The 14758-nt window shown below is 44.1% G+C and carries 12 protein-coding genes and 1 tRNA gene; 12 read left to right on the top strand and 1 reads right to left on the bottom strand.

The window, feature by feature from the left end; genetic code table 11:
- Positions 1–96 precede the first annotated feature (96 nt).
- The 9 genes from ACHAL6_RS04150 (at position 97) to ACHAL6_RS04190 (ending at position 6192) form a co-directional block, all read left to right on the top strand.
- Positions 97–172, top strand: a tRNA-Met gene (locus ACHAL6_RS04150).
- A 277-nt stretch (positions 173–449) separates the two neighbouring features.
- Complete coding sequence (locus ACHAL6_RS04155) at positions 450–1460, top strand: PstS family phosphate ABC transporter substrate-binding protein (protein WP_395268981.1); 1011 nt, start codon at positions 450–452, stop codon at positions 1458–1460.
- A 91-nt stretch (positions 1461–1551) separates the two neighbouring features.
- On the top strand, positions 1552–2475 hold the full coding sequence (gene pstC, locus ACHAL6_RS04160) for a phosphate ABC transporter permease subunit PstC (protein WP_395268982.1): 924 nt from the start codon (positions 1552–1554) through the stop codon (positions 2473–2475).
- Positions 2475–3407: a phosphate ABC transporter permease PstA gene (gene pstA / locus ACHAL6_RS04165; RefSeq protein WP_395268983.1), complete on the top strand. Its 933-nt coding sequence runs from the start codon at positions 2475–2477 to the stop codon at positions 3405–3407. The genes pstC and pstA overlap by 1 nt, the downstream gene beginning before the upstream one ends.
- A 15-nt stretch (positions 3408–3422) precedes the next feature.
- The gene (gene pstB, locus ACHAL6_RS04170; protein WP_395268984.1) at positions 3423–4196 is read left to right on the top strand and encodes a phosphate ABC transporter ATP-binding protein PstB; all 774 of its coding nucleotides are present in this window, start codon (positions 3423–3425) and stop codon (positions 4194–4196) included.
- A 13-nt stretch (positions 4197–4209) separates the two neighbouring features.
- Positions 4210–4863, top strand: a complete 654-nt coding sequence (gene phoU, locus ACHAL6_RS04175; protein WP_395268985.1) for a phosphate signaling complex protein PhoU — start codon at positions 4210–4212, stop codon at positions 4861–4863.
- Positions 4864–4952: 89 nt separating this feature from the next.
- On the top strand, positions 4953–5114 hold the full coding sequence (gene rd, locus ACHAL6_RS04180) for a rubredoxin (RefSeq protein WP_395268986.1): 162 nt from the start codon (positions 4953–4955) through the stop codon (positions 5112–5114).
- A 193-nt stretch (positions 5115–5307) separates the two neighbouring features.
- Entirely contained in the window at positions 5308–5694 is a 387-nt protein-coding gene (locus tag ACHAL6_RS04185) for an FMN-binding protein (protein ID WP_395268987.1), read from the top strand.
- Positions 5695–5712: 18 nt separating this feature from the next.
- A complete protein-coding gene (locus ACHAL6_RS04190) occupies positions 5713–6192 on the top strand; it encodes a flavodoxin family protein (protein ID WP_395268988.1) in 480 nt (159 codons plus the stop codon).
- A gap of 40 nt (positions 6193–6232) precedes the next feature.
- On the opposite strand, the gene ACHAL6_RS04195 is transcribed toward ACHAL6_RS04190, so the two are convergent.
- Complete coding sequence (locus ACHAL6_RS04195; RefSeq protein WP_395268989.1) at positions 6233–7480, bottom strand: CapA family protein; 1248 nt, start codon at positions 7478–7480, stop codon at positions 6233–6235.
- A gap of 284 nt (positions 7481–7764) precedes the next feature.
- On the opposite strand from ACHAL6_RS04195, the gene ACHAL6_RS04200 reads away from it, so the two are divergent.
- The 3 genes from ACHAL6_RS04200 to ACHAL6_RS04210 all read left to right on the top strand — a co-directional run bounded on the left by ACHAL6_RS04200 (position 7765) and on the right by ACHAL6_RS04210 (position 14661).
- On the top strand, positions 7765–11241 hold the full coding sequence (locus tag ACHAL6_RS04200; RefSeq protein ID WP_395268990.1) for a PAS domain S-box protein: 3477 nt from the start codon (positions 7765–7767) through the stop codon (positions 11239–11241).
- Between the two features lie 127 nt (positions 11242–11368).
- Entirely contained in the window at positions 11369–12685 is a 1317-nt protein-coding gene (gene der / locus ACHAL6_RS04205) for a ribosome biogenesis GTPase Der (protein WP_395268991.1), read from the top strand.
- A 242-nt stretch (positions 12686–12927) separates the two neighbouring features.
- A complete protein-coding gene (locus ACHAL6_RS04210) occupies positions 12928–14661 on the top strand; it encodes an SH3 domain-containing protein (protein ID WP_395268992.1) in 1734 nt (577 codons plus the stop codon).
- The last annotated feature ends 97 nt before the right edge of the window (positions 14662–14758 follow it).

Consider the following 14758-nt stretch of genomic DNA (forward strand, 5'->3'; position numbering starts at 1 on the left):
TTTGTGTGAAGGAGTGTAGATCCGGGTTTGACAATCTCTGTTTTATCCTTTAGAATAGAATATGTGCTTAAGAAAGAAATCTTAAGAAACGGATAACGCGGGGTGGAGCAGTTGGCAGCTCGTCGGGCTCATAACCCGAAGGTCGTAGGTTCAAGTCCTACCCCCGCTACCATTTAAAAAAGATCCATGAAACAGGAAACTGTTTCATGGATCTTTTTCCATTTCAGCCAGTCCTGTCACTGAAAACACTTTATCCTGTTTCAGCAAAAGAAATCGGTTACGCTCATACAGCCCAATATAATCCGCTTATGACAAGGCGTTACGGAAGGTTCTCCATTTAACACGGATATAACATGCAGACAATCTCAGCGAAACATTCAGTGTCTATAATTCAATTTGTAGGGCACAGAGGTGTCTGAAAAATAGGACATAATTTAGGAGGATATTAAATGCGTAAGAAAATATTAGGTCTGGTATCATCAGTGGCGGTGGTCGCTATGCTCGCAGCATGCGGGACTACACCAGCAGAGGAAACACCATCAGATAATGGAGGGGAGACACCATCAGAAGCACCTGCAGAAGAGCTTGAGGGATCCGTCATCGTAGATGGCTCAGGAACAGTTTACCCGCTGATGGCGCACATTGCAGAGAACTACATGAGCAATAAAGAGTCTGGCGTAAGCGTACAGGTAGGAAGAGCGGGATCCAGTGCCGGTCTTAAGAAGTTCATTGCTGGTGAGCTGGACTTTGCAGATGCATCAAGAAAGATCAAGGACACAGAAGTGGAAGAACTGGAAGCGGCTGGAAAAGTCATGGGAGAGAATATCATGGAAATCGAGCTTGCCTATGATGGTCTTACCATGGTCATCAACAAGGAAAACACATGGGCAACGGAAATGACACAGGAAGAAATTGTAGATATGTATCTTTCAGGAAAACTTAAAGCCGATGATAAAGTGCTCTGGTCTGATATTCGTCCAGAATGGCCAAGCGAAGAAATCAAGTTCTTTGGGCCAAATGAGAACCATGGAACCTATGAGTTCTTCTATGAAGTGATTCTTGACGAGCAGGATCTGGTATCCACAGTGAATCTGCAGCAGGAATATTCCACTCTTGTGGATCTGGTTTCTAAAGATGTGAACGCCATCGCGTTCTTCGGATATGGATACTACGCATCCAACACGGATAAACTCACTGCTGTTAAAGTGGACTTCGGAAACGGTGGAGTTGAACCAACACTGGAAACCATCGGATCTGATCTGGATTATGCAGGATTTACAAGACTTGTATACACTTATCTTGATCTTGACAAAGCGAAGGATTCCCCACAGATTCTGGATTATGCGAAGTTCGTTGTTTCAGAAGAAGGGGCTCAGAAGCTGGCTGGTGAAAACGGATTTGCGCCTCTTCCAGCAGAAAAGCATGCTGAATACATGAGCATTCTGGAAGGACTTAAGTAAATATCTGCCAGAATCATTATAAACAGTAAAGATGAGAGAGGATTCTCTCATCTTATGCTTGCGTATGGAGAAATCATAAAAGGAGATATCTATGGAAAATCAGACTAAAATAAGAGAGATGATTCAGAAAAGAGTAAAAGAAAAGAAACGGATCATGGACAAGATCGTCCCTTTATTTCTGCTGCTCATGGCTCTTATTTCCGTATTTACAACATTCGGAATCATTCTGACACTGATTACCGATGCGTTCCGGTTCTTTGCAGAAGTTCCGCTATCTGAGGTGCTGAGTACGGATCTAGCGCCCCTGAACAAGAATCCGAGATTCGGGTTCATTCCTCTTTTCATCGGTACCATCACAACTTCACTGATCGCCATGCTGGTGGCGGTCCCGGTGGGACTTGCAGCGGCGATCTATCTCAGTCAGTTTGCCTCGCAAAGAGTACGTAGACTGGTGAAACCGATGCTGGAGGTTTTAGCGGGTATCCCGACAATCGTGTATGGTTTTTTTGCCTACTCTTTTGTAACACCCCTGCTGATGAATCTGATACCGAGTCTGGAATCTAAAAATGCGCTGAGCCCGGGCCTTGTCATGGGAATCATGATCATTCCTATGGTAGCCTCACTGTCTGAAGATGCCATGAACTCCGTGCCTGAAATCATGAAGGAAGGCGCTTTCGGATTAGGATCGACAAAGCTTGAAGTTGCAGTCAAGGTGGTCATTCCAGCAGCCATTTCGGGGATACTGGCTTCCATCGTGCTTGGAATTTCAAGAGCCATAGGAGAGACCATGATTGTGACCATAGCAAGCGGAAGCTCCAAGGCGTTTACGCTTGACATTACACAGTCCATGCAGACCATGACAGGGTACATTGTTGAGTTCACCAGTGGAGATGCAGCCAGTGGGACCACTGGTTATTACAGTCTATATGCTGTAGGACTGCTGCTGTTCCTCTTCACCATGGTCATGAATCAGCTGGCACATTATATATCCAGAAAATACAGGGAGGCATACTGATGGAAGAAAAAGAAGTGAAGACAAGAAAAGAAAATCAGGTGTCTTTGCCTTTGAAGAAATCATTCAAAGCAGACAGCAGGCAGATTGAGAGAAGAGTGAAACTCAGCGGATTTCTGAAGAATATTTTTGCAGTATCCATAGCGATGACGCTTATGGTGCTGGTCTTCCTGCTGGTAGATATCGTGAGGGACAGTATAGGATGGCTGGACTGGGATTTTCTCACTGGAAATCTCTCCATTTTTCCTGAAAAAGCAGGAATCTTCGGCGCCGTCATGGGCACAGTGTATATGATGCTCATTGTCATACCTGTCACGTTCATCCTCGGTGTCTCCACTGCCATCTATCTGGAAGAATATGCGAAACCAGGAAGACTCAAAGATTTCATCAATATCAACCTCAGTAACCTGGCCAGTGTACCTTCCGTGATCTTCGGACTGCTAGGTCTGGCAGTTTTTTCCAGACTCATGGGTCTGGGGGGAAGCATTCTTGCAGGAGGGCTTACAATGTCCCTTCTGGTTCTGCCTATTGTGGTCGTTGCTGCCCAGGAAGCGCTAAAAGCCGTTCCAGGTTTTTTAAGGGAAGCATCCTACGGACTGGGGGCGGACAGATGGACCACAGTCAGCAGGGTTGTCCTTCCGGTGGCTCTGCCAGGAATGCTGACAGGTTTCATACTGGGTGTTTCCAGAGCCATAGGAGAAACAGCACCTCTTGTTGTTCTTGGTATTCCGACACTGATCATGAAAATTCCGCAAAGCATCATGGATGACTTCACCACAATGCCGATCCAGATCTATTACTGGACTCTGGACACAGTGCTTACACCGGAATATGCGAATCTGGCAGCTGCAACCATTGTCGTGCTGCTGGTGGTGTTGTTCCTGATGAATTCCATCGCGATTTTCATAAGAAATAAATTCGAAAAGAAATTTTAACGAGAGGAGCATACTATGACTACTACAGAAAACAAGGAAGCCGTATTTCAGGTCAGAGATCTGGATCTCTGGTATGGAGACAATCAGGCTTTGAAGAAAATCAATTTTGATATATACAAGAATGAAGTTACAGCCATCATCGGACCGTCCGGATGTGGAAAATCCACCTTCATAAAAACGCTCAACAGAATGGTGGAGAACATTCCCATTGTAAGAACGGAAGGAAAGATTCTCTATCATGGAAATGACATCTTTTCAAGCAATCTTCGCGTGGAAGAGTTAAGGACCCAAGTGGGTATGGTTTTCCAGAAGCCGAACCCATTTCCTAAATCCATACTGGAAAATGTTCTTTATGCCCCTAAGATACACGGATTGAAAGACAAGAATCTGCTCATGGAGATAGCAGAGACAAGTCTTAAGAGTGCAGCCTTATGGGACGAAGTGAAGGACAGGTTAAATGACAATGCCTATGGGCTTTCAGGAGGGCAGCAGCAGCGTCTCTGCATAGCAAGAGCTCTAGCTGTGCAGCCGGACGTGATCCTTATGGACGAACCGACATCCGCATTGGACCCCATCGCCACGGCGAAGATCGAGGAGCTGATGGAGAGCCTGAAAAATGAGTACACCATTGCCATCGTAACGCACTCCATGCAGCAGGCGGCAAGAATCTCTGACAGAACCGCATTTTTTCTCATGGGAGAAATGATCGAATACAGTGATACAAAAAATCTGTTTACAAACCCGAGAGATAAGCGTACGGAAGACTATATAACCGGAAGATTCGGCTAAAGGAGAATGGAAAATGACGTTAAACAGTATTGAAACAACCATAAGTCACATGAACAATAATCTTTTGAGAATGGGCTTTCTTGTGGAAACACAGATCAAAAGATCCATCAGAGCACTGGTGGAAAAGGACATCAAACTGGCAGAACTGGTTATCAAGGAAGACATACAGATCAACAATCTCATGAGGGATATTGAAGACGAGGCAATCAGGCTTATTGCCACACAAGGACCGGTAGCATCAGATCTGAGGAATATCTTCACCATCATCAAAATCGTCACTGACCTTGAACGGATGGGCGATCATGCCAAGGATATAGCGAACATCACGAAAATCAGAAGAGAGACAGATACGGATCTGATCAATGAGGAACTCATAAAAATTTCGGACCTCGTCATGGAATTCATCGGAAAGTCACTGGACAGCTTCGTGGCGAAGGACAAGGACAGTGCACTAGAACTGACAAAACTGGATGATGAAATCGATCAGCTTACCTACGATGCTGAACAGAAAATGTTTGAAAAAGCAAACAACAATCCGGAGCTTCTGAAGCTTGCTGGCGATCTGCAGTTTGTGCTGAAATATCTTGAAAGAAATGGAGATCATGCGACCAATATCTGCGAATGGACGATCTATATCGTGACAGGACAATTCAAAGAACTGAATTAAAGCTTAAATACACAAATTAAGATTGAAGTCACCGCTTCTGAAGTCTATAATCTAGGTATCTGAACGAAAGATGCTACGGAGGTAGAGAAATGGAAAGATATATTTGTGTCATTTGCGGTTATATTTATGATCCTGAACTTGGAGACCCTGATAGTGGGGTGCAACCCGGAACAGCTTTCAAAGATCTTCCTGAGGGGTGGCTGTGTCCACTGTGTGGAGCATATACGGACGAATTTGTTGTAGCAGAATAAGAAAGCAGACCCGTTGCCTGAGTAAGGCAGCGGGTCTCTTTTCTGTGAACAATAATTCGCTGAGAACAACTTGTTAATTTTTTATTAAAATTGTGGGTTTTCGATAAAAAAGTTACTTTTCTTCTGATGAATTCAGGGATAATGAATCTGGTATGTAACACATATACAAGAATCAGGAAGAAGGGATAGTTCGGTGAAAAGCAAATGGTTTAGAATTGTGCTCCTTTTCATTGTGATTGCTGCAGCAGGAAGTGTGATCATCTACAGCACTTTATCAGGTAATCTGGAGAAACTAAGAAAAGAACCGATACGAACGGTGAAGCTGGCTGAAATCAGTGATGGCAGTTATGTGGGAGAATACAGTGTTTTTCCTGTACATGTCAAAGTCGATGTGAAGGTGGTAGACCATGAAATCAGAGAAATAGACATTCTGGAACATGATCATGGTAAGGGTTGGGATGCGGAAGCGATAACAGACACCATCATAAGTCAGCAGTCCATAGAGGTTGATGCTATTTCGGGAGCAACCTACAGCAGCCTGGTGATTATAAAAGCTGTTGAAGATGCCCTGGTGAATTAAACAGGAAGAGGTGAAAAAATGAAAACAGCCATCATCATTCATTCATTGACCGGGAACACTTTATCCGTAGGCAGCGGTATAAAAAGCGAATTGCTGAAAAAAGGAATGGAAGCAGAGCTTGTAAAGATTGAGCCTATTGGAGGAGAAGATAAAAACGAAAGCGACCCGAAGAAAATAAGATTTCAGGAGTACGCAAGGATAGATGAATATGATTACGTGATTCTAGGATGCCCTGTGAGAGGATTCTCCATGAGTCCGGTACTGAAAGCATATCTCACAAATGCAGGAGATATGAAGAAAACCAGGGTGTTTGTTTTTGTGACACACTTCTTTCCATTTTCTTTTATGGGGGGCAGGAGTGCCATCCGCCAGCTGAAAAATGAAGTCGAGAGAAAAGGTGGTGCTGTGATGGATTCAGCCATCATTGACTGGAAAAATCCATCACGGGATAGACAGATTGATAGGCTGCTGGAGAAGTGGAGTAAAGTAATAAGATAAGAAAAGATATCCATACGGCTTGATGCTGTATGGATATCTTTTAATCGTGAATAAAGTCGAACTGCATCACGCTCGTACTTTGAATCGCGTTTAGCGTATTATCCAGAGATTCTCTGATGCGGTCTTCCTCGGCACTGAATCGGGCAGCGGTTATAGAATGGTCTTTGCCGATGGGCAGGATCTCATAAGTGTAACAATCACCGCTTTCTGTGCGGTTGATCCAGGTAGGTATGAACTGAGCTGTCCTGATTCGGATACGATTATCGCTTCCTCTCTTCAGGATCACTCTCGATATGACGCCATCTTCCGTACCAGTCATATTAAGGATTTCATTTCTCTGATTGGACAGAAAATTTCCCATGGAATAGATCACAAGGCCTTCATGGTCATCACTGCTGGAGATGAGAAATTCCATTTCCTGAATCATATGAGGGTGGGAGCCGAGTATCAGGCCGACCCCCTCATCAATGAGCATCTGAGCGAGCTCTTTCTGATAGGTGTTGGCTTTTTTCTCGTATTCGATACCCCAATGAAGAGAGAGTATGATGAATTCAGCACCTTCCTCTTTCATCGCATCGATCTCCGGCTTCAGTGTATTGAATGCATGGACAGCGCTGGTAAGATCCATATAGTTGACATGTTTTTCCATGCCATTGGAACGGATGTTGTTGATCACCACGGAATCCCCGTAAACATAGGCTGTGCTGAAGGCGGCGAATCCGATTTTCATACCCTTGATGGTTTTCAGTAGATACTTTCTGGCATCGGGATCCTTCTGTGTTCCGAAATACTGAAGATTTCTTTCTTCCAGCTCTTCTATGGTACTTAGAATACCACTCATTCCTGTGTCCATGGAATGATTATTGGCTGTACCGATAAGGTCGAATCCAGCATATCGCAAAGCATCGAGCAGCGAATCTGGTGAATTGAAGCGAGGATAGGTTGAAATAGCTTTTTCCTCGTTGATTGTTGTTTCTAGATTTGCGATGGACAGGTCATCAGAAGCGAAGATCTCCTTCACCTGTTCAAAATTGTCTCTGAACTCGTAAACGTCGGGACCTATTTTCTGTGACAGCCATTGCGATTCATGCACCATAATATCTCCGACAGCACTTATGCTGACTTCACCTTCTTCTACAGCATAGGGATTCACTGTCTCTAATGAAGTGACCACAGGTTCAGATACATCCCTTGGCACTGGCTCCGGAAGTGCTTCTGCAGGTGGCTTACTCATACATCCGCTGAGCAGGAGTGGAATGAGTATTGCATAGGGTTTGAAATTCATCATTCAGCTAATTTCCTTATTCGTTATTTTTCATAAAAATATCATTTCTACAGTTTATTATAGTAGATTTTCGAGGAATAGAGAACAAAAATCATCATGATGAGGAGCTGCTGACAGAAACGCTTCGTTCACCAGAAGTTCTGATTCGAGTTTGCCATAAAGACTTCAATAATTATTGTAGTTCAAAAGGATAATAAGATATAATAAAAAGATATGGGCTGTATTTGAAACGAGCTGGAAGAGATTATCAGGAGGTTCTGATGAAATAGCAGCGTGAGGAGATTGCAATGAATGTGAAACAGGCTTCAAATGAGGAGAGATTCCTTACTATCATCGATTCATGGAAAGTGCTTAGTGAGGCCAATGACCTTGAAATGGTCTATCAGATGCTGACAGATAAGGTGCGGGAAGTATCTGGAGCGAAATTTGCATGTCTGAATCTGCGCAATGCGCATGATGAGGGATTTACATCAGTGGCATTTTCGGGTGATGGGAATGATGTCGTCTATGCAGAAAAGCTGCTGTCAGAAAAACTGAGAAATCGAAACTGGGAAGAAGACCAGATCAGAGAGGAACTGATTTCTGAACACTGGATCACCACTTTCGAGGATCTATCTGCCTTTGCACATCATAAGTTTGACCCAGCCTTACTTGGCGAGATAAGCCAGACGCTGAAAACGGGTGAAGTCGTCATTGGCAAAATCCGTAGTAATGACCGTTACCTGGGCGATTTCACCCTGATCATGGAAGACGGCGAACCTTTTGAAGCATATGATGTCTCCGTGTTTTTTCTTGCCCAGACTGCTCTGATCATTGATAAAGCCCGAGGTTTGAATGAACTGAAAGAAAGCAGGCAGAAGCTGGAGTTTGCTGTCGACTCTTCTGGAACAGCGGTTTTTGAGTGGAATCTCGAGAGCGATGAAATCCATTTTTCCACAAAATGGGCGGATATGATCGGATACGATCTTCATGATCTCGAGAGCGACCATGAAGAATGGAAAAAACTGTGGCATCCAGAAGAAGTCCTTCATAACAGCAAAATAATCTCTGAGTATCTGGAGGGAAGGACAGATAAATTTGAACTGACGCATCGGTTGCTCCATAGAGAAGGCAGATGGATCTGGGTGCTGTCTAGAGGAGTCTCACTGAAGAATTCAGAAGGGAAGCCTTATCTTTTTGTCGGATTTCATATAGATATAACAAAATCGCAGGAAGAGAGAATCAGAAATCTGGCAGAACAGGAGAAGTTTGCGAGCATCATAGAAGCGACTCGAGCAGGTACCTGGGAGTGGGATGTGGAAAAAGACCAAATCAGGTACAATGAACGGTGGGCTGAGATGACCGGGCACAGCCTGGAAGAACTGATGCCGATTACCCATGAAACCTGGAAAAATCTGGTTCATCCGGAGGATCTGGAGAAGTCAGACAAGGAGATCAAGTCATTGTTCTATAAGGAGAAAGAATACTATTCTCTGGAATGTAGAATGAAACATAAATCGGGACATTGGATCTGGGTTCTCGACAAAGGAAAGGTTGTATCATGGTCTGAGGACGGTAGACCGCTTTTGATGTTCGGTACACACATTGACATTACGGAAAGCAAGCAGCTCGAACTGGAAGTCAAAAAGAGTGAGGATGACTATCGCTTCCTGGTGGACAGCAGCTACGATGTTATTTATCGTCTGCATCTGGACGGTACCTTCTCTTTCTTGTCGAAAGCATGGGAGACGCAGCTGGGTTACACAGTGGAGGAAACTCTGGGCAAACCTCTGAAACCGTATGTGCATCCTGAGGATCTTCTGCGCGTCTATGATTTTTTCGCAAAGGTCAACGAGTCCGGTGAGAAAATGGAGACACGGGACTACCGTCTGCTCCATAAAAACGGAACCTATCACTGGTTCATGACCACTGCAGTGGCAATCAGGGACAACAGTAATGAAATCATCGGGTTCACTGGTACCGCAAAGGACATCACAGACGTGAAAGAAGCCGGCCTTGCGCTGCTCAAACAGAAAGACGAGCTGGAGAGTTTTTTCACAGTAAATATGGATTTCTTCTGCATTGCCGATGCCAAGGGGAACTTCAGGAAACTGAACAATGCGTGGGAGAGGAATTTCCAATATGATTTAGCGGGACTCATCGGTAAGAATGCTCTGGAATTTGTACATGCTGATGATGTTCTACGGGTCAAGGAAGCGATCCGCAGTCTGAATGAGATTCAGAAAGAAGTGAGTTTTCTTGCAAGGCTCAAGAAATGGGATGGTGAATACAGGATTCTGGAATGGAAGGCTCATATCAGCGACAATCTCATTTATGCGGCGGCAAGAGACGTCACGGACAACAAAGCACTGGAAGACAAACTGCATGTCGAAAAAGAGTTATTCAGAACAACGCTGCTTTCAGTAGAAGATGGCGTCATCGCTACAGATAACTTAGGCAGAGTCACCATCATGAATCAGGCGGCACAGACTATGACGGGGTGGCAGATGGAAGAAGTGACGGGGAAGCCGATAGAAGAGATTTTCAAGGTTTATCAGGAAAACAGCAGTACTCTGGTTTATACCAGAATTCCCGAAATCATTCGCAAAGGGAAAGGAACCGGTTTTTCTGAAATGCTTCTGATTTCCAAAGAGGGTAAAGAGATACCCATCGAAAACAGTGCTTCTCCCATCAAAGACCATGGGGGAAAGACCACTGGAATCGTCATTGTATTCAGAGACATCACAGAGAAGAAAGAGAGGCAGAATCAGATTGAATTTCTGAGTTTTCATGACCAGCTCACAGGACTCTATAACAGAAGGTATATAGAAGAAGCAGTCAGACGACTGGAAAAAGCTGGAAATCTTCCCTTCAGTATTATCGTTATGGACATCAATGGACTGAAACTGGCTAATGATGCATTTGGTCATGATCTGGGAGATCTGCTTCTCAAAAAAGCATCCAGGATCATGAAAAACTCCATCAGACAGAATGATCTTCTGGCAAGGGTAGGTGGAGATGAATTTGTTCTGCTTCTTCCTAAAACAGATGCGTTTGAAGCAGACAGCATCAAACGCAGAATACAGCAGGGAGCCAGCAGCGCTTCAGTAGGCCCCATCGGAATATCCATCGCAGCAGGTGCTGCAACAAAAACCTTTGTGAGTCAGAATATTTCAGAGGTTCAGAAGGTAGCGGACAACAATATGTATCGGGATAAACTTGTCAATGGCAGAATGATGAAGAATAGAACCATCAAGACTATCATTGAACGGATCACCCGGAAATTTCCGGGTGAGAAGCAGCATCTTTCAGGCGTTGCAGAGTACTGTGCGGAAATCGGAAAAGCAATGGGACTTGGGGAACATGAGATTGAACGACTGAGACTGGCAGGCAGTCTTCATGACCTCGGGAAAATATCCGTGCCCAAAGAGATCCTTTTGAAACCGGACAAGCTTACTTTTGACGAGTATGAAGTTATTAAAAAGCATGCTGAAACCAGCTATCAGATTCTCAAATCCGTTGAAGAGTATGTGAACATAGCAGAAGAGGTTCTCTATCATCATGAAAGAATAGACGGGAAAGGGTATCCTGAAGGTCTGAAAGGAAATGAAATACCGCTTCATTCGAGAATCATTACGGTAGCAGATGCTTATGAGGCAATGACCAGTGAAAGACCTTATCATAAAATCAGAACAAAAGAAGAAGCGATAAAGGAACTGAGAAGATGCGGTGGCTCACAATTCGATTCTGAAATCGTGAAGATCTTCATAGAAAAGGTGCTTTGAATCAGAATGCGCGGATCAGAGAAAGCAGCTTCGGAAAAAGAAAGGTTTTGTTTGACACTAGTAGATACTTAGGGTAATATGATTAGATGTAAAGAAATGCAAACGTGAAAAAGTAGAGGTGAAGCAAATGGCAAAACCAATAGTAGCAATAGTTGGAAGACCTAATGTGGGAAAGTCAACTTTGTTTAATAAACTGGCAGGTCACAGAATTGCCATAGTTGATGATACACCCGGTGTAACAAGAGATCGAATCTATGCAGATGCCGACTGGCTGCAATACGAGTTTAAATTGATTGATACAGGTGGTATAGAACCAAAATCAGATGACATAATTCTGGCACAGATGAAAAGACAGGCGCAGATTGCAATTGATACTGCTGATGTGATCATATTCCTGGTGGATGGAAAGCAGGGACTGACAGATTCAGACAGTGAAGTTGCGACAATGCTGAGAGTCAGCAATAAGCCCATTGTTCTTGCAGTGAATAAAGTGGATAATATGAAGGATGAGGCCAATGCCTATGAATTCTATAATCTGGGCATCGGCGATCCCATCGCCATATCTTCCGGACAGGGGTTGGGACTCGGAGATCTTCTGGATGAAGTGGTGAAACACTTCAAGGATTATGAGACAGAGGAAGATGACGAGTACATCAGGGTTGCCTTTGTAGGCAGACCGAATGTGGGTAAATCTTCTCTGATCAATAAACTCTTAGGGGAAGAGAGATCCATCGTTACAGATATCGCTGGCACCACAAGAGATGCCATAGACAGTGTTCTCGAAACAGAGGAAGGCAAGTTCATACTTGTGGATACAGCCGGGCTGAGACGTAAGTCAAAGGTCAAGGAGGAAATCGAAAGATATTCCGTGGTCCGAACCCTTGCTGCCATCGAAAGATCCGATGTGGTCGTCCTGATGGTGGATGCACAGGAAGGTATTGCTGACCAGGATGAAAAAATCATCGGGTATGCACATGATATGCGAAAAGCCATCATGGTCATCGTGAACAAATGGGATCTGATCGAAAAAGACGACAAGACAATGAACAAATATCTTGATGAGCTGAAGCTGAGTCTGAAGTTCATGCAGTATGCACCATATCTCTTCATATCAGCTCTTACCGGTCAAAGAACACACAAGGTATTAAGCATGATCAGAGGATGCTATGATAACTACAACAAGAAGATCGGAACAGGCGTCCTTAATGATGTGATCGGAAAAGCATTACTTCAGAAAGAACCTCCAATGATCGGAACGAAAAGACTGAAGGTGTATTATGGTACACAGACAGGCGTGAAGCCTCCGACTTTCGTCTTTTTCATCAATGACACCACAGCGATGCACTTCTCCTATTCGAGATATATCGAGAATCAGTTGAGAGATGCATTTGATTTCACAGGTACAGGTATAAAAATCGAGTATCGTGAAAGAAAGAAAGACTGATGAAATCAGAATGAAAAAACCTCCAAAGTCAGGGGATACCTGATTTTGGAGGTTTTTACTTGATGGAGTTTATATCTGCACATGATAGGAATATGATCTGTAAAATGACAATTATATGGAAATCTGGATGTAACGGATTATTAACGAAGTTGTGTTTTATTTGATACTTGTGATAATTGCGTGAATTGTATAATAAATATATAAAGTACGATGCCTATTTTGAAGACAAGGAGGGAAAAGTAATGAAAAGCGCCTTGAAAAAAGTAGCAGTCTTACTTGTTGTTTTCGTTTTTTCCTCATTATCCGGTGTGTCCATGTTCAATAAGTCAGGTAGGGATATAAATAATAATAGTTATATAGAAGTGTTCGCAGAAGATGATATCAGAGTAACAACGGCAGATCTGAATCTCAGAAGCGGACCTGGAACACAATACAGTGTAATCGCCGTGATGCCCAAAGGAACAAGAGTTACCGTTCTAAGTGTATCAGGAAGCTGGGCCAAAGTAATATATGGAAGCAAAGAAGGATATGCACATACCGCATATATGACACAGGTCACCACACAAACGATGGTGACGACAGCAAATCTTAATATGCGTACGGGACCTTCCACCAGCTACAGCATCATCAGAGTGATTCCAAACGGTGTAGAAGTAAGGGTGATCAGCACAAGCAATGGATGGGCAAGAGTCATTTATGGCGGCAGTGAAGGATATGCATCCCTAAGCTATCTGAAAACGCTATCCACGCTGCCTTCTACGGGAGAAACCGTCATGGTGACCACTGCGAATCTCAATATGAGAACGGGGCCTTCCATCAGTTACAGCATCATCCGAGTGATTCCGATGGGAGCAGAGGTGAAGGTGCTCAGCACAAGCAGCGGATGGGCAAGAGTCGTCTACGGCGGTAGTGAAGGATACGCATCCTTAAGTTATCTCAAACTGAAAGATACGCTTCCATCCACAGGAGAAACCATCATGGTGACCACCGCCTATCTTAATATGAGAACGGGGCCTTCCACCAGTTACAGCATCATCCGAGTCATTCCGATGGGCGCAGAAGTGAAGGTGCTCAGCACAAGCGCAGGATGGGCAAGAGTCGTCTATGGCGGCAGTGAAGGGTATGCTTCTTTAAGCTATCTCAGACTGGTTACCGAATCCACAGATGTGCGAGTCACCACGGAGGAGCTGAACCTGAGAAGCGGACCTGGTGTAACCTACAGCATCATCGCAGTGATGCCGGCAGGAGCTGAAGTCATAGTACTCAGTGTTTCTGGTGACTGGGCTAGGGTAAATTACCAAGGTAAAATCGGGTATGCTCATACAGGATATCTGGTGAAAGAAGCTGCTGTGGCATCCTCTACAGTCATTACAAGAGGACTGGTTAGTGCATCAGCCAAGCAGATCGCACTGACATTTGACGCAGGATGGGAATTTGCAACAACAATTCCGCTGCTCAACATGCTGGACCAGCAGGGCGTAAAAGCAACGTTTTTCCTGAGAGCATTATGGGTAAGCGATCATCCTGAACTGGCGAAAGAGATCCTGAAGAGAGGACACAGCATTCAGAATCATTCCTTAACACATCCTCACATGAATGAAATGACGGAAGCGGAAATCAGAAAAGAGTTTACGGATTCCACGGCCATATTCAGAAACGTGCTGGGAATCACGCCAACACTGTTCAGACCGCCTTTTGGTGAATATAACAGCACTGTGCTGAAGGTTGCAGGAGAGCAAGGATATAAATACACGGTCATGTGGTCTATTGATACCGTAGACTGGGCGACGACCCATAACGATGTCACCGTTGATGCAGATTACATCATAGACAGAGTGCTTAGCAAGGTTACAGACAAGGATATTGTGCTGATGCACATCGCTTATATGAAGACTGTCGAGGCACTGCCTGAAATGATCCAGACGCTGAAAGACAGAGGCTATACGTTTAAGACAGTCCCTCAGATGGTACCTTAGTTTGGAAAGTATGCTAAAAACACAGAAAATCCCGAAGAAGTTCGGGATTTTCTTATTTGACATTATGGTAGAATGACAGTAAGAGAAAGACAACACG

Source organism: Proteiniclasticum sp. C24MP (genome assembly GCF_043951855.1).
Taxonomy (GTDB): Bacteria; Bacillota; Clostridia; order Clostridiales; family Clostridiaceae; genus Proteiniclasticum.

Coding starts and splice junctions, on each gene's coding strand:
- ACHAL6_RS04190 (WP_395268988.1), top strand. CDS start 5,713: ATGAAAACAGCCATCATCATTCATTCATTGACCGGGAACACTTTATCC.
- rd (WP_395268986.1), top strand. CDS start 4,953: ATGGAAAGATATATTTGTGTCATTTGCGGTTATATTTATGATCCTGAA.
- phoU (WP_395268985.1), top strand. CDS start 4,210: ATGACGTTAAACAGTATTGAAACAACCATAAGTCACATGAACAATAAT.
- pstA (WP_395268983.1), top strand. CDS start 2,475: ATGGAAGAAAAAGAAGTGAAGACAAGAAAAGAAAATCAGGTGTCTTTG.
- ACHAL6_RS04195 (WP_395268989.1), bottom strand. CDS start 7,480: ATGATGAATTTCAAACCCTATGCAATACTCATTCCACTCCTGCTCAGC.
- der (WP_395268991.1), top strand. CDS start 11,369: ATGGCAAAACCAATAGTAGCAATAGTTGGAAGACCTAATGTGGGAAAG.
- pstB (WP_395268984.1), top strand. CDS start 3,423: ATGACTACTACAGAAAACAAGGAAGCCGTATTTCAGGTCAGAGATCTG.
- pstC (WP_395268982.1), top strand. CDS start 1,552: ATGGAAAATCAGACTAAAATAAGAGAGATGATTCAGAAAAGAGTAAAA.
- ACHAL6_RS04200 (WP_395268990.1), top strand. CDS start 7,765: ATGAATGTGAAACAGGCTTCAAATGAGGAGAGATTCCTTACTATCATC.
- ACHAL6_RS04210 (WP_395268992.1), top strand. CDS start 12,928: ATGAAAAGCGCCTTGAAAAAAGTAGCAGTCTTACTTGTTGTTTTCGTT.
- ACHAL6_RS04155 (WP_395268981.1), top strand. CDS start 450: ATGCGTAAGAAAATATTAGGTCTGGTATCATCAGTGGCGGTGGTCGCT.